This window comes from Pseudomonas sp. CIP-10 (genome assembly GCF_020911845.1).
GTDB lineage: Bacteria > Pseudomonadota > Gammaproteobacteria > Pseudomonadales > Pseudomonadaceae > Aquipseudomonas > Aquipseudomonas alloputida.
Map to the genome: position 1 here is coordinate 973,389 of NZ_CP087160.1, position 20,997 is coordinate 994,385.

Sequence of the window (20,997 nt, forward strand, 5' to 3'; positions counted from 1 at the left end):
CAGGGGTCTTACGCACAGCCTCGACCAGGCAGTCGACAAACGGGTGGTTAGGGAGATATAGCAGCCGGTGCGGAAGCAACCAGATGGCTTTCTGGGTTAATCCTTTGGTAGAAAAGCCTCAGCGAAGCCCTAGCCTGCGGGCCAAACGGCTCAGGTTTGCGCGGTCCAGACCGAGTTCGCGGGCCGCTGCTGCCCAGTTGTCCTGATGCCGCTGCAGGCAGGCTTCGATCACCTGTCGCTGGTAAATATCGACGGCTTCACGCAAGCCGCCTTCCGGCGGGGTGACCACTTGCAGCGGTGCAGCGGGGGAGGGCAGCGTGCCTGGCGTGGTTGCCGACACACGCAGGTCCAGGTCGATGGCTTCGAGGGTGAGGATACGTGGCCGATCAGGGTGCTGGCCCAGCGCCTTGAGTGCCGAGCGGCCGATCAGGTGTTCCAGTTCGCGCACGTTGCCTGGCCAGTCGTAGGCGATCAACGCGGCTTGGGCCTCATGGCTCAGGCGCAGGCTGTTCAGGCCCAGCCGTGAACGGTTCTGTTCGAGGAAGTAGCCCGCCAATAGCAGCACGTCTCGCCCACGTTCGCGCAAAGGTGGTACGTGCAGCGGGTAAACGCTGAGGCGGTGATAGAAGTCGGCGCGAAAGTTGCCCGTACGCACCTCGGCAGCGAGGTCGCGGTTGGTAGCGGCGATCAGGCGCACGTCCACCCGGTGCTCGCGGTCCGAACCCAGGCGCTGCAGCTGGCCGCTTTGCAGCACGCGTAGCAGTTTCGCCTGCACCGTCAGCGGCAGTTCGCCAACTTCGTCGAGGAACAGCGTGCCGCCGTTGGCCAGTTCGAACTTGCCGCGGCGCTCGCCATGCGCGCCGGTGAAGGCGCCGCGCACATGACCGAACAGTTCGCTTTCCACCAAGGTGTCGGGCAGGGCGGCGCAGTTGAGGCTGACCAGCGGCTTGTCGGCGCGGTTACTGGCCTGGTGCAGGGCCTGGGCCACCAGCTCCTTGCCAACCCCGGTTTCGCCGGTGATCAGCACGGTCAGGTCGCTGCTGCCGACCAGACGAATTTCCTCCACCAGGCGTTTGTGCGCGGGGCTCTGGCCAATCAGCTCTCTATCCTGGCCGCTGGCCTGACGGTAGAGCTCGGCGCGATGGTGTTCGTCTTCGGCGCGCAGGGCCAGGTGCTCGATACGCTCGGCCACGGTAACGGTGGCGGCAGCCAGGCTGGCAAAGGCCTGCAGGGCATCCAGCTCCAGGCTCTGGAACTGCCCGGGGGTGAGGGCGTCGAGGGTGACCAGGCCCCATGGGCGCTCATCGACCATCAACGGGCAGCCCATGCAGTCGTGCACTTCAAGGTCGGCATCGGGGGCATTGACCAAACCATCGTAGGGGTCGGGCAGTTCGGAATCGCTGGCGAATCGGGTGGGTTCCGGGCGGCTGAGCAGTATCTGGAAACGCGGGTGCTCGCTGACCCGAAAGCGCCGGCCGAGGGTGTCGGGGCTAAGGCCATCCACTGCCAGCGGCACCAGCCATTCACCATCCAGTCGCAGCAGTGCTGCAGCATCGCACGGCAGCAGGCCACGCATGGCTTGCAACAGGCGGCGGTAGCGTTCCTGGTCGGGCAAATCGCGGGACAGGTCGCTGACCAGGGGCAGGAGGGTGGTGAGCAGTGGCTGTGTAGTCATATGGACTCCTATGGGTCGATATGACTATACGCAGAGGTGGGTCGTTTTGACATGACCTGCATCAAACCCCTGATTTTGCTGGCGATAAAAGTTGGCACGATTGCTGTAATGGCACGGGCAGTCATTTGAAGCCACAGGCTCAGGAGTTGTTGCAATGCTCAATGCCGAACAACGTGCAATCATCAAGGCCACTGTACCTCTGCTGGAAAGCGGCGGCGAAGCGCTGACCACCCACTTCTACAAGATGATGCTCAGCGAATACCCCGAGGTACGGCCGCTGTTCAACCAGGCCCACCAGGCCAGTGGCGATCAGCCGCGTGCGCTGGCTAGCGGCGTGTTGATGTATGCCCGCCATATCGACCAGCTGGAGCAACTGGGCGGCCTGGTCGGGCAGATCATCAACAAGCATGTTGCCCTGCAGATTCTGCCGGAGCACTACCCGATTGTCGGAAGCTGCCTGCTGCGCGCCATCGAGGAAGTGCTGGGCAAGGACATTGCCACCCCTGCGGTGATCGACGCGTGGGGCGCGGCCTATGGCCAGCTGGCCGACATTCTGATTGGCGCTGAAGAAAACCTCTATAAAGAGAAGGAAGAGGCCGAGGGTGGCTGGCGCGGTACCCGTGAATTCCGCCTGGTACGCCGCGAGCAGGAAAGCAGCGAGATCGTTTCGTTCTACTTCGCCCCGGTGGATGGCATGCCGGTGCTCAAGGCAGAACCTGGCCAGTACATCGGTCTGAAACTTGACATTGACGGTGCCGAGCAGCGCCGCAACTATTCCCTGTCGGCGCTGTGCGACGGCAAGGAATACCGCATTAGCGTCAAGCGCGAGGCGGGCGGCAAGGTCTCCAACTACCTGCACGATGAGCTGGTGGTGGGCGATACCCTGCAACTGTTCCCGCCTGCGGGTGACTTCACCCTGGCAGCCAGCGACAAGCCGCTGGTGCTGATCAGCGGAGGGGTGGGCATTACCCCGACCCTGGCGATGCTGCAGGCAGCACTGCAAACCCGGCGCGAGGTGCATTTCATCCACTGTGCGCGTAACGGCGCGGTGCATGCCTTCCGGGACTGGATCGATGGCCTGGCGGCGCGCCATCCACAGCTCAAGCGCTTCTACTGCTATGCCGAGCCGGAAGGTGGCGCAGCGGCCGACGCCGTGGGCTTGCTCAGTGAAGACCTGCTTGCCGAGTGGCTGCCGCAGGAGCGTGACGTGGACGCCTACTTCCTCGGCCCCAAGGGCTTCATGGCGGCGGTCAAGCGCCAGCTGAAGGGCCTGGGTGTGCCGGAGCAGCAGAGCCGCTACGAGTTCTTCGGGCCGGCGGCAGCGCTGGAGTGATGTAGCACCTGCGCCGGCCTCTTCGCGGGCAAGCCCGCTCCCACAGGTATTGCACCGGTCTTGAATGTGGTGCAGTAGGAGCGGGTTTACCCGCGAAGGGGCCGGTACAGGCTTATAAAGTACTCGTCCCCCCGCTGCAGCACACCGTTCTGCCTATATATAAAGGAAAGATGAAACCGGGCGCTGCGCTTTCATCCTTAATCATCCTTTAATCACGGTATCCTTCACTCCCGGGTGTCGAGGGGCTTGCCCCTGCGCGGCACCTGGGCAGCCGTTTTTTTGCCGCCCGGCGTTGAACCGACGTCGTTGCGGCCGGTCTCAGTCACACTGGATAGCCCTGCGCAGTGCTTCCGCGACGCTCCCTCGGCATGCTCACAGGCCATGCCCAGCGTGTAGACTTGCGCCCAGGCAGGCGGACCACGCTGCCACTATCCATCGAAGGAACCGGCAATGAACGAACAAACATCGCGCCTGAATCGGGAACGGCGCTTTCTGGTGCTGTTGGGGCTGATCTGCCTTTCACTGATCGGCGGCGCCCTCTACATGCAGGTGGTGCTAGGCGAGGCACCTTGCCCGTTGTGCATCCTGCAGCGTTATGCGTTGCTGTTCATTGCCGTGTTTGCCTTCATCGCTGCGGCGATGCCTGGGCGCCGCAGCCTGACCTTCTTCGAGGCATTGGTGGTGCTCAGTGCAATTGGCGGAATCGTTGCGGCTGGCAACCATGTGTATATACTCGCCAACCCCATGGTCAGTTGCGGTATCGATACCCTGCAGCCGATCGTGGATGACCTGCCACTGGCAAAGCTGTGGCCACTGGCGTTTCAGGTCGACGGCTTCTGCAGCACGCCGTATCCGCCGATCCTCGGCCTGTCGCTGGCGCAATGGGCACTTGTGGCGTTCGTGCTGACCGCCGTCCTCGTCCCGCTCGGTATCTACCGCAATCGACGCCAGGCTTAGACAAAAGTCCCGAATTGCATGGGGTCTTTTGCACCGCATGAGAAGAGGGAAAAGTTGCGCACCGCTTGATCCAGATCAACCCACAGGCCTTGCAGAATGCGGCTTTGAGGCCTAGCAAGCGGGGTGCGACAAACTGTCGCGAAGTTGAATTATTGAGCAGCATTGTTACGGATTCTGTAAAAGACTGTTGCTCAATAAGTCATAGTCAAGGGTTGGCGACCTATCTACAATCGCCCCCAATTTCCGTTCGGCACTGCTTGCGAGTCGCAGGATTGAAGGAAGCCCCAGCGCTCCTTTTTGCTGACTTCGTCAAGTTTCGCCCAACGGCGATACCGGGCGGACACCCCTCCGCGTTTTCCCGCACCAAATGGACTTGGTCTGAAGTACAGGCCTGTTGCCTACGAAACCATAAGCACCGCTAACCCGCTTGAAGCCAAGGTCCTGCAGTCGGACCCCAGGCAGGAGCGAGTACGGGCGCGAAATGCCTCACTTGGCAGGACGAAGTGTTGGCTACCAAAACACAAATTGCATTGAAGCAAGCTGATCTAGAGGTCGTGAGATGAGTAAAAAGCGTTACCCCAGACTGTTTGGCATATTGCCCTTTTTAGGCATGCTTTTACTCAGTGGGTGCAACTGGACCCTGCTCGACCCGAAGGGCCAGGTCGGCATTGAGCAAAAGAACCTGATCCTGATCGCTACCGGCCTGATGCTGCTGGTGGTAATCCCTGTGATCATCATGACCCTGGCGTTCGCCTGGAAGTACCGTGCTTCCAACAAGGCAGCCACTTACACCCCTGACTGGTCGCACTCGACCAAGATCGAGGCCGCGGTATGGATCATCCCGATCCTGATCATCATCGCCCTGGGTTACGTCACCTACCACTCCACCCACAAGCTGGACCCTTATCGTCCGCTGGATTCGGACGTTAAGCCGATTCAGATCGACGTGGTCGCGCTGGACTGGAAGTGGCTGTTCATCTACCCGGAGCAGGGCATTGCCACGGTCAACAAGATCGTCTTCCCGGCTAACACTCCGGTCAACTTCCGCGTCACTTCCGATGCCGTGATGAACTCGTTCTTCATCCCGGGCCTGGGCGGCCAGATCTACGCCATGGCCGGCATGACCACCAAGCTGCACCTGATCGCCAACGAAAATGGCGAGTTCGACGGTATCAGCGCCAACTACAGCGGTGCTGGCTTCACCGGCATGAAATTCAAGGCTACTGCCACCTCTCAGGAAGACTTCGACAAGTGGGTCGCTGAGGTCAAGCAGTCGCCGAAGAAGCTGGACAAGGCCGAATACGACGCCTTGGCCAAACCAAGCGAAAACAACCCGGTCGCGCTGTATAGCGAGGCTTCGCCTGAGCAGTTCCAGCTGATCGTCGACAAGTACGAAGGCATGAACCGCGGTCGTAGCCACGAAGAAGCAGGCAGCAAAGATCTGGCCACAACCAAGGGTGTGGAATCGAGTATGCAACCAGCTGCCGGTGCAGAGGAGTAAGAGATGTTCGGTAAATTAAGCCTGGAGGCGATACCCTATCACGAGCCGATAGTCATGGTGACGCTTGCCATGATCGCGCTCGGCGGTATCGCTGTCGTCGGTCTTATCACCTATTTCCGCAAGTGGACCTACTTGTGGAGCGAGTGGCTGACTACTGTCGACCACAAAAAGATCGGCGTGATGTACATCATCGTCGCGATGGTCATGCTGCTGCGTGGCTTTGCCGACGCCATCATGATGCGTACCCAGCTGGCTGCCGCAACCGGCGGCTCCGAAGGCTATCTGCCGCCTGAACACTATGACCAGATCTTCACCGCTCACGGTGTGATCATGATCATCTTCATGGCGATGCCGTTCTTCACCGGCCTGATGAACCTGGCGGTTCCTCTGCAGATCGGTGCACGTGACGTTGCCTTCCCGTTCCTGAACTCCCTGAGCTTCTACCTGCTGCTGGCAGGCGTGCTGCTGGTCAACATCTCGCTGGGTGTTGGTGAATTCGCCAAGACCGGCTGGGTTGCCTATCCGCCGCTCGCGGGCATTCAGTACAGCCCTGGGGTGGGTGTCGACTACTACATCTGGGCGCTACAGCTATCCGGATTGGGTACGACGCTTACCGGCGTGAACTTCCTCGTCACCGTGATGAAGATGCGCGCACCTGGCATGAAACTGATGGACATGCCGATCTTCACCTGGACCTGCACCTGGGCCAACGTACTGATCGTCGCTTCGTTCCCGATCCTGACTGCTGCACTCGCTCTGCTGACTGTTGACCGTTATCTGGACTTCCACATCTTCACCAACGAGCTTGGTGGGAACCCGATGATGTACGTCAACCTGTTCTGGGCGTGGGGTCACCCTGAGGTTTACATCCTGATCCTGCCGGCCTTCGGCGTGTTCTCGGAAGTCACTTCGACGTTCTCTGGCAAACGCCTGTTCGGCCACCACTCGATGATTTACGCATCGGGCGCGATCGCCATCCTCGGCTTTGCTGTATGGCTGCACCACTTCTTCACCATGGGTGCCGGCGCCAGCGTCAACACCTTCTTCGGCCTGGCGACGATGCTGATCTCCATTCCGACCGGTGTGAAGCTGTTCAACTGGCTGTTCACCATGTACCAAGGCCGTGTGCGCTTCACCGCACCGATGCTCTGGACCCTGGGCTTCATGGTCACCTTCTCCATCGGTGGCATGACCGGCGTACTGCTGGCCGTTCCGGGTGCTGACTTCGTCCTGCACAACAGCCTGTTCGTAATTGCGCACTTCCACAACGTGATCATCGGTGGCGCGGTATTCGGCTACATCGCCGGTTTCGCCTTCTGGTTCCCGAAAGCCTTCGGCTTCACCCTGAACGAGAAGTGGGGCAAAGCTGCCTTCTGGTTCTGGCTGTCGGGCTTCTACGTTGCGTTCATGCCGCTGTACGCCCTGGGCTTCATGGGCATGACCCGTCGTCTGAACCACTCCGACAACCCACTGTGGGAACCCTACCTGTACGTAGCCGTTGTCGGCGCCGTGCTGATCCTGTTCGGTATCGCTTGCCAGCTGATCCAGATCTTCGTTTCGGTCCGCGACCGCAACCAGAACCTGGACGTGACCGGCGACCCATGGGGCGGCCGTACCCTGGAATGGTCGACTTCTTCGCCACCTCCGTTCTACAACTTCGCTCACATGCCTGAGAAAGTTGGCCTGGACTGCTGGCACGAAGCCAAGGAAGCGGGCGTTGCGTACAAGGCCCCGGCCAAGTACGAAGCCATCCACATGCCGAGCAACACTGCTACCGGTCTGTTCATGGGCCTGTTCCTGACCGTCTTCGGCTTCGCCTTCATCTGGCACATCTGGTGGCTGGTGGGCGCGAGCCTGGTTGCAACCATCGCTGTCTTCGTTCGCCACGCTGCACGTGACGACCAGGGCTACATGGTTCCGGCCGAAGAAGTGGCGCGCATCGAAGGCGAGCGTATGAAAGCGCTGGCCAAAGCAGGTGCTCTGCCTGCCGGCGCACGTGTCGAATCGTTTGAGCGGGTGTAATCAATGTCCAGTCAAGTAATGCACGGCGGCGCTGCTCATGGTCACGACCATGGGCATGACGACCACCACCACGACTCGGGCCAGATGACCGTACTGGGCTTCTGGCTGTACCTGATGACCGACTGCATCCTGTTTGCGTCGCTCTTCGCCACCTACGCGGTGCTGTCCGGCAGTTTTGCCGGCGGCCCGTCGGGTCATGACATCTTCCAGCTCGATTTCGTAGCTGTTGAAACGCTGTTCCTGCTGCTGTCCTCGATCACCTTCGGCTTCGCCATGCTGAAGATGTTCGATGGCAAGAAAGCAGGTGTACTGGGCTGGTTGGCTGTGACCTTCCTGTTCGGTGCAGGCTTCATCGCGATGGAAATCTATGAGTTCCATCACCTGATCAGCGAGGGCTTCGGCCCGCAGCGCAGTGGCTTCCTGTCGGGCTTCTTCGCCCTGGTAGGTACCCACGGTCTGCACGTGACTGCTGGTCTGATCTGGATGGCAATCATGATGTACCAGATCAACAAGCACGGCATCACGCCGACCGCCAAGACCCGCATGAGCTGCCTGAGCCTGTTCTGGCACTTCCTGGACGTGGTCTGGATCTGCGTATTCACCGTCGTTTACCTGCTGGGGGTTCTGTAATGGCTAACGCACACGACACTCATCACGAAGGTAATCACGGCAGCGTCAAGTCGTACATGATCGGTTTTGTACTGTCGATCATCCTGACTGCGATCCCGTTCGGCCTGGCCATGACTGCCAGCCTGCCGAAGAACCTGACCGTTCTGATCATTGTTGCCATGGCCGTGATCCAGGTAGTTGTTCACCTGGTTTACTTCCTGCACATGGACCGCTCGAAAGAGCAACGCAACAACGTTTCGACGTTCCTGTTCACCACCCTGGTGATCGCTCTGCTTGTCGGCCTGTCGCTGTGGATCATGTTCAGCATCCACTTCGAAATGTTGGCCAAGTGAGGTAAGACTGCATGTCCGTTAAGCACTTTATCCAAATCACCAAACCGGGGATCATTTTCGGTAACGTGCTTTCCGTGGCAGGCGGTTTCTTCCTTGCCTCGAAGGGCCATGTGGATTTCGCCCTGTTCCTGGCGGTGGTGATCGGTACTTCGCTGGTGGTTGCGTCCGGATGCGTGTTCAACAACTGCATCGACCGTGACATCGACCATAAGATGGAGCGCACCAAGAACCGTGTCATGGTTCAGGGCGGCATGTCGCTGCCCCTCGCGCTGATCTACGCCACCCTGCTCGGGGTGGCGGGTTTCAGCCTGCTGTATGTCCAGGCCAACCCGCTGTCTGCGTTCTGCGCACTGATTGGCTTTGTCGTCTACGTCGGCTTCTACAGCCTGTGGCTGAAGCGTAAATCGGTGCACGGCACCTTGGTCGGCAGCCTGTCCGGTGCCATGCCTCCGGTGATCGGCTACTGCGCCGTGAGCAACAGCTTCGACCTGGCTGCGGTAACCCTGCTGGTGATGTTCAGCCTTTGGCAAATGCCGCACAGCTTTGCCATCGCGATCTTCCGCTTCAAGGATTACAGCGCTGCCAACATTCCGGTCCTGCCGGTGGCACGTGGCATCCTCGCGGCGAAGAAGCAGATCGTGCTGTACGTGCTGGCCTTTGTGCTCGCCACCTTGATGCTTACCCTCGGCGGTTACGCCGGCCTCGGCTACCTGGCTGTGGCAGCTGCCATGGGCCTGTACTGGCTGTACATGGCCTGGGGTGGTTACAAGGCCGAGGACGACAGCAAGTGGGCCCGCAAGGTGTTCGGCTTCTCCATCCTTACCGTCACTGCCCTGAGCGTGATGATGGGTGTGGACAGCCAGACCGCTGCGGATGTGCTGATGACCTACGCACGCTGAAACTGCTGCCTGTTTCACGAAAACCCCGGCCACTGTGCCGGGTTTTTTTTTGGGTATTTTTCCTGTGCCGGCCTCTTCGCGGGTAAACCCGCTCCTACAAGGTTCCTGTAGGAGCGGGTTTACCCGCGAAGAGGCCAGCACAGGAAAATATAAATCTCTGATTTTCAAACAATAGATCTGAAAAGTTTTAACAAAACAGGAAATTATCCTTTACAAGGATCCTGTTTCGGCACTATCTTCTGATTCAGGCCGCCACATCGGCCAACGTCGCTCGGACGGTTCCGGGCGCTTACGTCCTCAGAGGAAGCCATGGCCAACCCAGGTTCGCCGCGCCGCTTTGCGCGCATCGATCGTCTCCCCCCTTACGTCTTCAACATCACTGCCGAGCTCAAGATGGCCGCCCGCCGCCGTGGCGAGGACATCATCGACCTGAGCATGGGCAACCCCGATGGCGCCACCCCGCCGCACATCGTCGAGAAGCTGGTACAGGTCGCCCAACGTGAAGACACCCACGGCTACTCCACCTCGCGCGGCATCCCGCGCCTGCGCCGGGCCATCTCCAACTGGTACAAGGACCGCTACGAGGTCGACATCGACCCGGAAAGCGAAGCCATCGTTACCATCGGCTCGAAAGAGGGCCTGGCCCACCTGATGCTGGCCACCCTCGACCAGGGCGATACGGTGCTGGTGCCCAACCCCAGCTACCCGATCCACATCTACGGCGCAGTGATCGCCGGTGCCCAGGTGCGTTCGGTGCCGCTGGTGCCGGGTGTGGACTTCTTCAACGAGCTTGAGCGGGCCATTCGCGAGTCCATCCCCAAGCCGAAGATGATGATCCTGGGCTTCCCGTCCAACCCGACCGCGCAGTGCGTGGAGCTGGACTTCTTCGAGCGCGTGGTGGCCCTGGCCAAGCAGTACAACGTACTGGTGGTGCATGACCTGGCCTATGCCGATATCGTCTACGACGGCTGGAAAGCCCCGTCGATCATGCAGGTGCCGGGTGCCAAGGACATTGCGGTGGAATTCTTCACCCTGTCCAAGAGCTACAACATGGCCGGCTGGCGCATCGGCTTCATGGTCGGCAACCCCGAGCTGGTCAACGCCCTTGCGCGGATCAAGAGCTACCACGACTATGGCACCTTCACCCCGCTACAGGTTGCAGCCATTGCCGCGCTGGAAGGCGACCAACAGTGCGTGCGCGACATTGCCGAGCAGTATCGCCAGCGTCGCAACCTGCTGGTCAAAGGGCTGCACGAACTGGGCTGGATGGTCGAGAACCCCAAGGCGTCGATGTACGTGTGGGCAAAGATCCCGCCGGAGTATGCGCACCTGGGTTCGCTGGAGTTCTCCAAGAAGCTGTTGGCCGAGGCCAAGGTCTGCGTGTCGCCGGGGATCGGTTTTGGTGACTATGGGGACGACCATGTGCGCTTTGCGTTGATCGAGAACCAGGACCGTATTCGCCAGGCCATCCGCGGGATCCGGCAAATGTTCCGGGCTGATGGCTTGGCTCGCAAGTAAGCCCATTGGGGCTGCGAAGCAGCCCCAACTGCCTCTTGGGTGAGCTTTCCGCCTGCCTTCTGGTTACCCCTACGCCTACCGTCAGCACTCATTTCTCACCAAAGAGATCCCCCCATGAGTGTCTTCACCGCCTACTTCTGCGGCACTGGCTCGCACCGTTTCGACGACGCCAATCCCAACTTCTGGAATGGCGAGCTGGTCTCGACCCTGGCCAGCAACGACCAGAGCCGGGAATTTGCCCACTGGATCGCCGTCGACGGCCCAGGCAGCGGCAACCTTCAGGATGACAACCTGTTCGTCGAACCCGGCGGCTATTTCAACTGGACCGGCCAGCTGTTTGGTCGCGGCTGGGAGGAGAACGTCAACCATGTGCTGCAGGTCATCAAAGGCGAAAGCAGTTGGCGGCGCACCAAACTCAGTGAGCAAGAATACGAGCGGCTGAAAGCTGCCGGCGTGCCCATTCCGGACGTGTCTTCCTCCGCCTCATGGTTATGGCGAACCTACGACTATGGCGATCGCCACCCGACCCCGCAGGAACTGCAGGAGCGCATCATCAGCATGTTCCGCAAACCGCGCCTGCCAACCCAGGTCAACCTGGTGGGCTGGAGCAGGGGAGGGATCAGCTGCCACATGCTGGCCAATGCCATGGCGCAAGACCCGGTATTGCGGGGCATACCGGTGAACATATTTGCCATCGACCCGGTGCCTGGCGTCGGTAACGTGCAAGCCGAACGCGTAACGCTGGCGGATAACGTCAAAGAGTACGTAGGCTTCTACTCGAGGGATGAACGCTCCAAAGGTTTTGCCTGCGTGATCCCTTCGGTCGCCAAAGGGACACGGATATGCGTTTACCCGATGCCGGGCCGCCATGCCACGCTGGTGGGCAACGCCTCGGCTGATGGCGCAGGCGATGGCAAGGTGCTGATCGAACCTGGGCTGATCGTTCGCCACTTTGCCGAGGTTTGCCTGACCCGCTGGGGCGTGCGCCTGGACAAACGTCTGGCCTTGAGCAGCAGCCAGTTGATGAAGTATCACCAGGTCATGGCGGCTGCCGACAGGCAGTATCAGGCCATGCGCAGTAAGTCCTACACGGTAGTCACCGAGGGCGATAAGAATGATCGTCTGGTGCATTGTGGGGAGGTGCATACGCAGTTCAGCAAGGTACAGGGAGGTAACTACAAGCCGAGCGCAGGCCTGGGTTTACAACGCTGGGACGCTGAAACCTACCAGCCCATCTGCTAGCTGAAAGGGGGCGGCCGGTGAAGGCACTGGTCGCCCTTGTTCAGTGGCCGGATCAGCGGCAATTTTTTTTGCATTCCCCCTCTATCCAGCGGCCCCTGGTTGGATTAAAAATGGCGCCGCGGGCCAGCCCCGATAACAACCACCTTCCCTCCGTGACATCATGTCTGAATATAACCCTTGCCTTGACTGCGGCGCCTGCTGCGGGTACTTCCGTGTGTCCTTCTTCTGGGGCGAATGCCAGTCTGCCGGGGGCGTAGTGCCGGACGACCTGGTGGTACAGATCAACCCCACGCGCGTTGCCATGATCGGCACCGATGCCAAGCCCTGCCGCTGCGTCAGCCTTGAGGGCGAGATCGGTAAAGAGGTGGCTTGTACGATTTACGCCAACCGTTCCAGCCCGTGCCGCGAGTTTGATGCGTCGTGGGAGGGTGGGGTGCATAACCCGAGCTGTGATGATGCGCGGGCGGCGTATGGTTTGCCGCCGCTGACCCCGCCAGAGGCCAACGAGCCGCATTGGCCGGATGATGGGGCTGAGGTGGCCTGAGGTATCAATCAGCCTGACTCGGTCGATGTGGAGCCTTGCGTCGCGAAAGGGCCGCACAGCGGCCCCAGGCATCAGCGGCACCGCGAGAATTGCCAGGGCTGCTTTGCAGCCCTTTCGCGACGCAAGGCCGCTCCCACAGGTAGCGTGCAAGGCTCCTGGCCTGTGGTGAACCTGCCGGCGACGGGCTGCAAAGCAGCCCGAGATGCCTGAACCCTGCACTTGACGTTAAACTGTCATCTCCCCAGCAATGGACAGGAGATCCGGCGTGACCCCACCCCGCAGTTTCCCCAGTGACCTCTGCCTCGACAGCCCACGCCTGCAACTGCGCCCCATGCGCCATGCCGATGCCGCGCAGTGGCTGGCGATCATGGCCGACCCCGAGGTCATGCGCTATTGGCACCATGCACCCTGGCAAGACCTGGCCGAGGCCGAAAGCGCTCTGGCCGCCGACCGCGAAGCCTATGCCAATGGCGACCAACTCAAGCTCGGCATGTACCGCCGCGACAACGGCGAACTGATCGGCATGGTCCAGCTGTTCAACATCGACGACATTTCCCGCCGTGGCGAAATCGGCTACTGCCTGGCTAGCGCCGTGCAGGGCAGGGGCTACATGGACGAAGCACTCACCTGCTTCATCGACTACCTCGCCCACACCCTGCACATGCGCCGTCTGGAAGGCGAAATCGATCCGCGCAACCAAGGCTCGGCACGCACCCTGGAGCGCCAGGGTTTTGTGCTGGAAGGCACCTTGCGGGCGCGCTGGTGCGTGGCGGGTGAGCTGTCCGACTCTGGCATCTACGGCTTGTTGCTCGAACCACCTGTTGCATAGTCTTACGGCGAATAGCTACTATTCGGGAACAATTCTCACTTGTGTCCCGGTGCCCCATGCCCGTAGCCGACTCACCGAGCCCGTACCCGCTTGAACAGCTGTACAGCGAGCACCATGGCTGGCTTTTCAGCTGGCTACGTCGCAAGCTGCGTTGTTCGCACAGCGCAGCCGATCTGGCCCAGGACACCTTCGTGCGCATTCTGGCCTCGCGTGATGCCTTGCTGGGCATGCGCGAGCCACGCGCCTACCTCAGTACCACTGCACGCCGCCTGTTGATCGACCGGGTGCGCCGACAGCAAATCGAAGAGGCCTACCTCAGCGAACTTGCCTTGGCTGCCGAGGTGCTGGAGGGGCACCAGTCGCCCGAAAGCATCCTCATCACCCTCGAAGCGCTGGAGCAGATCGCTTTTCTGCTGGAAGGCCTGCACGTGAATGCCCGCGAGGCCTTCGTCGGTTACTACCTGGACGACCTGACCCAGCCTCAGATTGCCAAACGCCTGCACATTTCCCCGCGGATGGTGCGCAAGTACCTGGCCCAGGCCCTGATCCATTGCCACCGCACGCTGGACATTGCCGAACCGTGAATCCCTCGCGTATCGAACAGGAAGCTGCCGAATGGGCCCTGTGCCTGGGCGAGGGTGAACTGGATGCCGACGAGGCGCGTGAGTTCGACGCCTGGCTGCAGGCCGACCCACGCCACGGCGCCACCTTGCGCCGCATGCAAGGGGTGATCAGCCAGGTGCAGGCACTGCGCGAGCAACGCGGGTCGGTGGGCGCGGGGCTGCGCGCCGGCGTACAGGTTTCGGCTCCAGGCTCGGGCGCACGGCGCACTTTGCTCGGTTTGGCCCTGGCAATCTCCTTGCTGGGCACACTGAGCCTTTCCGGTGGAACGCCGCGCGACTGGCTGGCCGACTTGCATACCGCGCCGGCGGAGTGGCGCAGCCAAACCCTGGCAGATGGCTCGCAGCTGACCTTGGCCGGCAACTCTGCAGTGGATGTCGAGTTCAGCACTGGCGAGCGGCGCATCCGCCTGCTGCATGGCCAGGTGCTGGTGGATGTCAGCCATGACCCAACGCGACCCTTCGTGATACAGACCGACGAAGGCAGCTTCAAGGCCCTGGGTACGCGCTTCGTGGTCAGCCAAGGCCACGCTCGCAGCGAGCTGACCATGCTTGAGTCCCGGGTCGAGGCGCGCACTGCCGTGTCCGGCGATCAGTTGGTCGTGGGCCCGGGCGAGCGGGCATGGGTGGCGCGTGACGGGCTTGGCCCGTTGCCGGCCATCGACCCGGCGCGGGTCGATCGGGCCTGGCAGCATCACCAGTTGGTGGCCGACGGCGTACCGCTCGACCAGGTGCTCGATGCCTTGGCCGAGCAACGCCGTGGCGTGCTGCGCTTCGACCGCCAGGCAATGCAGGCGATCAAGGTGTCGGCGGTACTGCCGCTGGATGACAGCGAAAGAGCCCTGCGCCTGCTGGCCGAGGCGCTGCCGATTCGTATCGGCGGCGTTGGCCGCTGGTGGACCACGGTCGAGCCCGTCTCACGAGAAAATTGATCCAGGTGGTTCCGCTTCTGCGCAGTGGCCCGTCAGACAAGAGGCCAACCGATCAAGAACAAGGAGCCGATCCACCATGCGCCGATTCCCTGGCCACCCCGTCCTCAGCCCGCTAGCCCTGGCCCTGCGCCTTTCCTGGGCCGGGCTGGCCCTGTCCGTTGCGGCCCTGCCGGCCGTCGCCGAGGAGGCCGCCCGCCGCAGCTTCGAAGTGCCCGCCGGCAACCTCGCCCAGGCGCTTGGCAGCTATGCCCAGCAAGCCGCCGTGTCGCTGGCCTTCACCCCTGAAGCACTGGCCGGCCTGCAAAGCAACGGCTTGCATGGCCTGTATTCGGTGGACAGCGGTTTCGCCGTGCTGCTGGCCGGCAGTGGCTACCGGGTAGAGCGTAGCGATAACGGCTACCGGCTGGTGGCCGAGCCGCAAGCGGCGGTGAGCAGTGAGGCGATGGAACTTGGCGTGACCACAGTAGCCGGGCAGGGCATGGGCCAGAGTACCGAGAACACCGGCTCCTACGCACCGGGCCTGATCAGCGTTGGCTCCAAGACCCCGACCAGCTTGCGCCAGACGCCGCAATCGGTGTCGACCGTGACTCGCCAGCTGATTGAAGACCAGCAACTGACCGACATCAACCAGGCGATGAAAGTGACGCCGGGCATCGTCACCCAGAGCACCACCTTCCGCACCCAGGACTTCCTCTCGCGTGGTTTCAGTATCCAGAACCTGCAGATCGACGGCGCCGCACCGCAGGCGCTGGGCACCGCCATGGGTTCGTTCTATTCGTCGAACATCTTCGAACTGGCCGAGTTCGACCACATCGAGGTACTGCGTGGTACTGCTGCGTTGTATGGTGGCTCGGGTGACCCGGGTGGCATCATCAACATGGTGCGCAAGCGGCCGACTTCCTTTAACCAGCTGAAGCTGACCCTGTCGGCCGGTAGCTGGGACAACTATCGCCAGGAGTTCGACCTGTCCGGCCCGCTGGGCTGGGATGGCCGCGTGCGCGGTCGCCTGGTGATGTCCAACACCGATCGCCAGTATTTCACCGACAACCGCGCCACCGAGCGGCCGTTGGTGTATGGCGTGCTGGAGGCGGACGTTACGGACGACACCATGCTCACCTTCGGCGCTCGCTACAACAAATCCCACGAAACTGGCAGCAACAGTGCGGTGCCGCGCTACAGCAATGGTGCTGACCTGAACCTGCCACGGCATACCGGCCTGACCAAGAATTGGGCCTACCTCGACGCCACCGCGCGCGAGTACTTCGCCAAGGTGGACCACCGATTCAACGACGACTGGAAGCTTAACCTCAGCTACACCAACACTTGGGACCTTGGGCTGTTCAAGACGGCGACCACCCTGAATGCAGTAGACCCGGTGACCAATACCGGGGCGACCTGGTACGGCACCTCGACCCGCCAGGAGAACGAGCAGCACCTGTATGACGGTAACGTCTCTGGCCACTTCCAGGCCTTTGGTCTGGACCATGAAGTGGTCTTCGGCGCCGACTACCAGAAGATCGACAGCCGGTGGCTGGGCACTGCGCCTTATGCCGCCTCGGGCGCGCCGGCCAACGTGTTCGACCCCGACAGCTCGGCATTCGACGACCCCGGCAACGGGCGTGACTACAAGCGCGACTACAGCCCCAACTCGCAACGTCAGTACGGCCTGTACGGCAGCCTGCGTTTGCAGCTGGCCGAACCCCTGCACCTGATTGTCGGTGCGCGTGCACAGCGTTTCCACTTTTGGCAGACCTACACCAACAACCTGACCTCGCCAGCAAGTATCTCCAGCCCGGAGCAGCGTATAGGCACGAAGGTCACCCCGTTCGGTGGCCTGGTCTACGACCTTGACGATCAATGGTCGACATACGTCAGCTATTCGGAAATCTACAAACCGCAGTCCAGCCGAATCAGCGGCCCTGCGCAAAGCGGTTCGCCGCTTGAGCCCATGACCGGCAAAACCTACGAAACCGGCCTCAAGGGTGAGTTGTTCAACGGCGCACTCAACGCCAGCGTGGCGCTGTACTACAGCACCCGCGAAAACGAAGCGGTGCAAGACCCGAACTTCCTGGCCACCAACGCCGGCTTCTCGGGCAGCTGCTGCTATGTGTCCAACGGTAAGGTGGTGAGCAAGGGCATCGACATGGAGCTGTCTGGCGAGCTGCTGCCGGACTGGATGCTGGTGGGGGGCTACACCTTCAACCTGAACCGCAACCGCAGCGCCGATGCACCGCTGAGCACGGTGATGCCAAAGCACCTGTTCAAGCTGTACAGCACCTACCGGCTGCCGGGTATCCTCAGCGACTTCAAGGTCGGCGGCGGCGTGCAGGTGCAAAGCGCCACGTACATGAGCGGTACAGTGAATCGCTACGACAGCAGCGGCGCGCTGGTTGAGCGAAACGTACCGTTCGACTTCGACCAGAGCGGCTATGCGATCTGGAACGCGTTGGTCGAATACCGTGTCGATGATCACTGGAACGTCACGCTCAACGGCAACAACCTGTTCGACAAGAAGTACTACGAAACTGTGGGTACTTCGACCTATGGCAACTACTATGGTGAACCACGCAACTTCATGGTGACCCTGCGCGGCACCTATTGAGGGTTTGGAAGCGGGGCAGGGCCTGGGTTAAGGTCGTAGGCTGTCCCGTTTCTCTCAGGAATCCCCTTTGCCCGCTTTCTACCTGAGTATCAGCCTGCTGCTGTATTTGCTCGCCCTGTTCTTCGATGGCGCGCTGATGAGCGGCGAGCGTCATATGCCGGCCCTGCAGATGCTGCTGTACGGGCCATGGGGCATGCCGTTCGGCTTGTACCAATGGTTTGCCAATCCGCTGCTGGCACTGGCCATCCTGGCTCATCGGCGGTTTCGCCGGCTGGCCTTGCTGGCCGGGCTTGGTGCGGCGTATCTGGCTGCCAGCAGTTTTGGCATCGACCGCTTGCCGGATAACCGCAGCTATGAGTTTCATGACCTTACCGGTTTTGGTGCTGGCTTCTACCTGTGGCTGGTAGCGATGGTAGTGTTTTGCCTGGGGCAAGCCTGGTTTTGCTGGAAGGCGCGAAGGGCTGACGACATGCCAGGCTGGAACTGGCTTGATGTCGCCTTGATTGCTGCCCTGGGGGTAACGTTGTATGCAGCGACGCAAATGCCCTCGCTGCGCTTCGAGCCAGGCAAGGTGCTGATGCCTCCGGAGCAGCCGCAGACGCTTTGATACCCACAAGGAGGGTTAGCATGATCAAGCATTACCTGGCAGGCCTGGCACTGGCCTGCGTGCTACCGGTAGCGTTGGCGGACGATTACACGGCGGCCTACGGGCAGTGCATGGACAAGGCCTCCAGCACCGTGGCCATGAGCGCGTGCATCGGGGCCGAAACGCAAGTGCAGGACCAGCGCTTGAACCGGGTGTACAAGCAGCTGATGGGCAAGCTGGATGCCGGGCAACAGAAGAGCCTGCGGGATGTGCAGCGCAAGTGGCTGGCCTACCGTGATGGCAATTGCCAGTTCCATGTACAGGCCAGTGGTGGGACCCTGGCGCAGCTGGAAGGTGGCAGCTGCATGATGGACATGACCCGCGACCGAGCTGCGGAGCTGGAGCGGGTGCTTAGCCCTGGGCAGTAGCGCCTGTTCAGGCATGATTGGCCCACATTTGCAGGCGCGGGTTCAGCCGCGAACACCGGCTTTGCCGGTGTCATGCTCCGCGTTGCCTTCTTCGCGGGTGAACCCGCTCCTACAGGGCACTGCAGGGTGCTGGTTCTATTTACGCGGTTGGCGCAGCGCCCGGGCCTTGAGGTACTCGCGCACCTCCACGGCATCCCCGGCAAACTCGATGCGCTCGGCCTTGGCTGCGCGCTGGTAGGCATACATCGGGTCGTAGTACTCGTTCAGCAAGCCTTCGATCCAGCCCCGGTGCAGGTCTACTGCGCCGCTGCGCTGCTGCTCTTGCAGGGCTTCGCGCAGCATCTCGGACAAGCGCTGATGGCGCTCTCCACCCAAACGCTTGTAGATGTTGGCCATGCTCTGCAGCATGCGCTCGGCAAACAGCCGGGGACCGTCTTCTTCGCCATGCACGGCCTTGAACTCGGCGCTCAGGTTGACCACGTAGTCGCGCAGGATGCGCTCCACGCGGTTGGTGAAGCTGTCTTCAAGCCACACCAGCGGGTAATGCTGCATGCCTTGGTACAACTCCAGCGGCACCGTGCAGCTGCCAACAATGCGGCCTTCATCTTCCAGCACAAACTGCCCGATACCGCGGGCGCGCTTTTTCAGCACGTCGATTGCCAGCTGGTTTTCAAAGTCGATCTGCGCCGGTTGCGCCGTGGCGCGCTTGCCGAAACTGGAGCCGCGATGGTTGGCGTGGCCTTCAAGGTCCAGCACGTTGTCCAACTGGTGCAGCACATCGGTCTTGCCGGTACCGGTCAGTCCACCGACCAGTACGAAATCACATTGCTCTACCGCTTGCTGGGTAGTCTCCAGCAAGAAGGTACGCATGGCCTTGTAGCCGCCTTTGACACGCGGGTACTGAATACCCGCCTCATCGCGCAGCCAGCCCTGCACGATCTGCGAACGCAGGCCGCCACGGAAGCAGTACAGGTAACCGTCAGGGTGCGCCTTGGCAAACGCTGCCCAGGCCTCCAGGCGGGCTTGCTTGGTGGTGCCACTGACCAGCTGGTGGCCCAGGGCGATGGCGGCGGCCTGGCCCTGCTGCTTGTAGCAGGTGCCGACCTTCTGCCGCTCCTGGTCGTTCATCAGCGGCAGGTTTACTACGCCAGGGAAGGCGCCTTTGGCGAATTCGACGGGGGCGCGCATGTCCATCATCGGCACGTCGTCGAGGAACAGCTGACGGAAGTCGGTGCAGTCGGGGCGCATCAGATCACCTCGACCGCATGGCTCTGTCGCTCGACCAGCTTGCCGATCGGAGACAGTTTCAGGCCCAGTTCGGCAGCCACGGCGAGGAACTCGGTTTCACCCTCCGGGGCAACAGCAACCAGCAAGCCACCGCTGGTCTGCGGATCGCACAGCAGGTGCTTCTGGTCGTCGCTGAGGGCGCCGATCTTGTGCCCGTAGCTGTCGTAGTTGCGCAGGGTTCCACCGGGGATGCAGCCTTCGGCCAGGTAGTGGTCGACGCTAGGCAGGCGTGGCACGGCGGCGTAGTTCAGGTGCGCGGTGAGGCCGCTGCCTTCGGCCAGCTCGACCAGGTGGCCGAGCAGGCCGAAGCCGGTGACGTCGGTCATGGCCTTGACCCCGTCCAGCTTGCCGAAGCGGCTGCCGGGCGTGTTGAGGGTGCACATCCAGTCACGGGCCAGGCCTTGGTCTTGCACGCGCAGCTTGGCCTTCTTTTCGGCGGTGGTGAGGATGCCGATGCCCAGGGGCTTGGTCAGGTACAGCTGGCAGCCCGCGCTGGCAGTGTCGTTGCGTTTGAGGTGGCGTTTATTGACCACGCCGGTGACGGCCAGGCCAAAGATCGGCTCAGGCGCGTCGATCGAGTGGCCGCCGGCCAGCGGGATACCCGCTTCGGCACACACTGCGCGGCCGCCGCGGATGACTTCGCGGGCGACTTCCGGCGGCAGCACGTTGACCGGCCAGCCGAGGATGGCAATGGCCATCAGCGGGTCGCCGCCCATGGCATAGATGTCGCTGATGGCGTTGGTGGCGGCAATGCGACCGAAGTCGTAAGGGTCATCGACGATCGGCATGAAAAAGTCGGTGGTCGAAACCACGCCGCGCTCGTCGTCCAGCGCGTACACTGCTGCATCGTCGCGCGAGGCATTGCCGACCCACAGTTTCGGGTCCAGGGCCTGGGTGCCGCTTTCGGCGAGGATCACGTCCAGCACCTTGGGGGAGATCTTGCAGCCACAGCCGGCGCCATGGCTGTACTGGGTCAGGCGAATCGGCTCGCTCATATGCACCTCTGCAGGTCAAATTGTTGCGCGATTGTAGCAAAGCTGGCCTTTAGGCCCTTGCCTCT

General features: G+C 61.6%; 19 protein-coding genes. 16 read left to right on the top strand and 3 right to left on the bottom strand.

Annotated features, from left to right (window positions below; translation table 11 throughout):
* Positions 1–118: 118 nt before the first annotated feature.
* Positions 119–1,675, bottom strand: a complete 1,557-nt coding sequence (norR, locus tag LMH93_RS04355) for a nitric oxide reductase transcriptional regulator NorR (protein WP_003248614.1) — start codon at positions 1,673–1,675, stop codon at positions 119–121.
* 154 nt (positions 1,676–1,829) lie between these two features.
* On the opposite strand from norR, the gene hmpA reads away from it, so the two are divergent.
* The 16 genes from hmpA (at position 1,830) to LMH93_RS04435 (ending at position 18,650) form a co-directional block, all read left to right on the top strand.
* Positions 1,830–3,008, top strand: coding sequence for an NO-inducible flavohemoprotein (hmpA, locus tag LMH93_RS04360; RefSeq protein WP_230064861.1), 1,179 nt, complete (start codon positions 1,830–1,832; stop codon positions 3,006–3,008).
* Between the two features lie 450 nt (positions 3,009–3,458).
* Complete coding sequence (locus LMH93_RS04365) at positions 3,459–3,965, top strand: disulfide bond formation protein B (RefSeq protein WP_003248609.1); 507 nt, start codon at positions 3,459–3,461, stop codon at positions 3,963–3,965.
* A gap of 559 nt (positions 3,966–4,524) precedes the next feature.
* Positions 4,525–5,466, top strand: coding sequence for a ubiquinol oxidase subunit II (gene cyoA, locus LMH93_RS04370; RefSeq protein WP_003248605.1), 942 nt, complete (start codon positions 4,525–4,527; stop codon positions 5,464–5,466).
* Between the two features lie 3 nt (positions 5,467–5,469).
* The gene (cyoB, locus tag LMH93_RS04375; protein WP_003248603.1) at positions 5,470–7,488 is read left to right on the top strand and encodes a cytochrome o ubiquinol oxidase subunit I; all 2,019 of its coding nucleotides are present in this window, start codon (positions 5,470–5,472) and stop codon (positions 7,486–7,488) included.
* A 3-nt stretch (positions 7,489–7,491) separates the two neighbouring features.
* Positions 7,492–8,118, top strand: a complete 627-nt coding sequence (gene cyoC / locus LMH93_RS04380) for a cytochrome o ubiquinol oxidase subunit III (RefSeq protein ID WP_012051225.1) — start codon at positions 7,492–7,494, stop codon at positions 8,116–8,118.
* The gene (cyoD, locus tag LMH93_RS04385; RefSeq protein WP_003248599.1) at positions 8,118–8,450 is read left to right on the top strand and encodes a cytochrome o ubiquinol oxidase subunit IV; all 333 of its coding nucleotides are present in this window, start codon (positions 8,118–8,120) and stop codon (positions 8,448–8,450) included. The genes cyoC and cyoD overlap by 1 nt, the downstream gene beginning before the upstream one ends.
* 11 nt (positions 8,451–8,461) lie before the next feature.
* Positions 8,462–9,349, top strand: coding sequence for a heme o synthase (cyoE, locus tag LMH93_RS04390; protein ID WP_003248596.1), 888 nt, complete (start codon positions 8,462–8,464; stop codon positions 9,347–9,349).
* A 309-nt stretch (positions 9,350–9,658) separates the two neighbouring features.
* On the top strand, positions 9,659–10,867 hold the full coding sequence (alaC, locus tag LMH93_RS04395) for an alanine transaminase (RefSeq protein WP_014861452.1): 1,209 nt from the start codon (positions 9,659–9,661) through the stop codon (positions 10,865–10,867).
* A gap of 114 nt (positions 10,868–10,981) precedes the next feature.
* On the top strand, positions 10,982–12,109 hold the full coding sequence (locus tag LMH93_RS04400) for a hypothetical protein (protein WP_230064862.1): 1,128 nt from the start codon (positions 10,982–10,984) through the stop codon (positions 12,107–12,109).
* Positions 12,110–12,269: 160 nt separating this feature from the next.
* Positions 12,270–12,653 (top strand): YkgJ family cysteine cluster protein, encoded by a 384-nt coding sequence (locus LMH93_RS04405; protein ID WP_180688831.1) that lies wholly within the window; start codon positions 12,270–12,272, stop codon positions 12,651–12,653.
* 265 nt (positions 12,654–12,918) lie between these two features.
* Positions 12,919–13,482, top strand: a complete 564-nt coding sequence (locus tag LMH93_RS04410; RefSeq protein WP_003248588.1) for a GNAT family N-acetyltransferase — start codon at positions 12,919–12,921, stop codon at positions 13,480–13,482.
* Between the two features lie 56 nt (positions 13,483–13,538).
* A complete protein-coding gene (locus LMH93_RS04415) occupies positions 13,539–14,066 on the top strand; it encodes a sigma-70 family RNA polymerase sigma factor (RefSeq protein WP_180688830.1) in 528 nt (175 codons plus the stop codon).
* Complete coding sequence (locus LMH93_RS04420) at positions 14,063–15,034, top strand: FecR family protein (RefSeq protein ID WP_230064863.1); 972 nt, start codon at positions 14,063–14,065, stop codon at positions 15,032–15,034. Before LMH93_RS04415 ends, LMH93_RS04420 begins: the two co-directional genes overlap by 4 nt.
* Before the next feature lie 76 nt (positions 15,035–15,110).
* The gene (locus tag LMH93_RS04425; RefSeq protein WP_230064864.1) at positions 15,111–17,636 is read left to right on the top strand and encodes a TonB-dependent siderophore receptor; all 2,526 of its coding nucleotides are present in this window, start codon (positions 15,111–15,113) and stop codon (positions 17,634–17,636) included.
* 67 nt (positions 17,637–17,703) lie between these two features.
* Complete coding sequence (locus LMH93_RS04430) at positions 17,704–18,243, top strand: hypothetical protein (RefSeq protein WP_004576355.1); 540 nt, start codon at positions 17,704–17,706, stop codon at positions 18,241–18,243.
* A gap of 20 nt (positions 18,244–18,263) precedes the next feature.
* Complete coding sequence (locus tag LMH93_RS04435) at positions 18,264–18,650, top strand: lysozyme inhibitor LprI family protein (protein WP_230064865.1); 387 nt, start codon at positions 18,264–18,266, stop codon at positions 18,648–18,650.
* Between the two features lie 135 nt (positions 18,651–18,785).
* Here LMH93_RS04435 and mnmH read toward each other — a convergent pair whose 3' ends face one another.
* Together mnmH and selD are read right to left on the bottom strand one after the other, a co-directional pair.
* A complete protein-coding gene (mnmH, locus tag LMH93_RS04440; protein WP_019750484.1) occupies positions 18,786–19,898 on the bottom strand; it encodes a tRNA 2-selenouridine(34) synthase MnmH in 1,113 nt (370 codons plus the stop codon).
* Positions 19,898–20,932: a selenide, water dikinase SelD gene (gene selD / locus LMH93_RS04445; RefSeq protein ID WP_003248580.1), complete on the bottom strand. Its 1,035-nt coding sequence runs from the start codon at positions 20,930–20,932 to the stop codon at positions 19,898–19,900. The genes mnmH and selD overlap by 1 nt, the downstream gene beginning before the upstream one ends.
* Between the last annotated feature and the right edge of the window lie 65 nt (positions 20,933–20,997).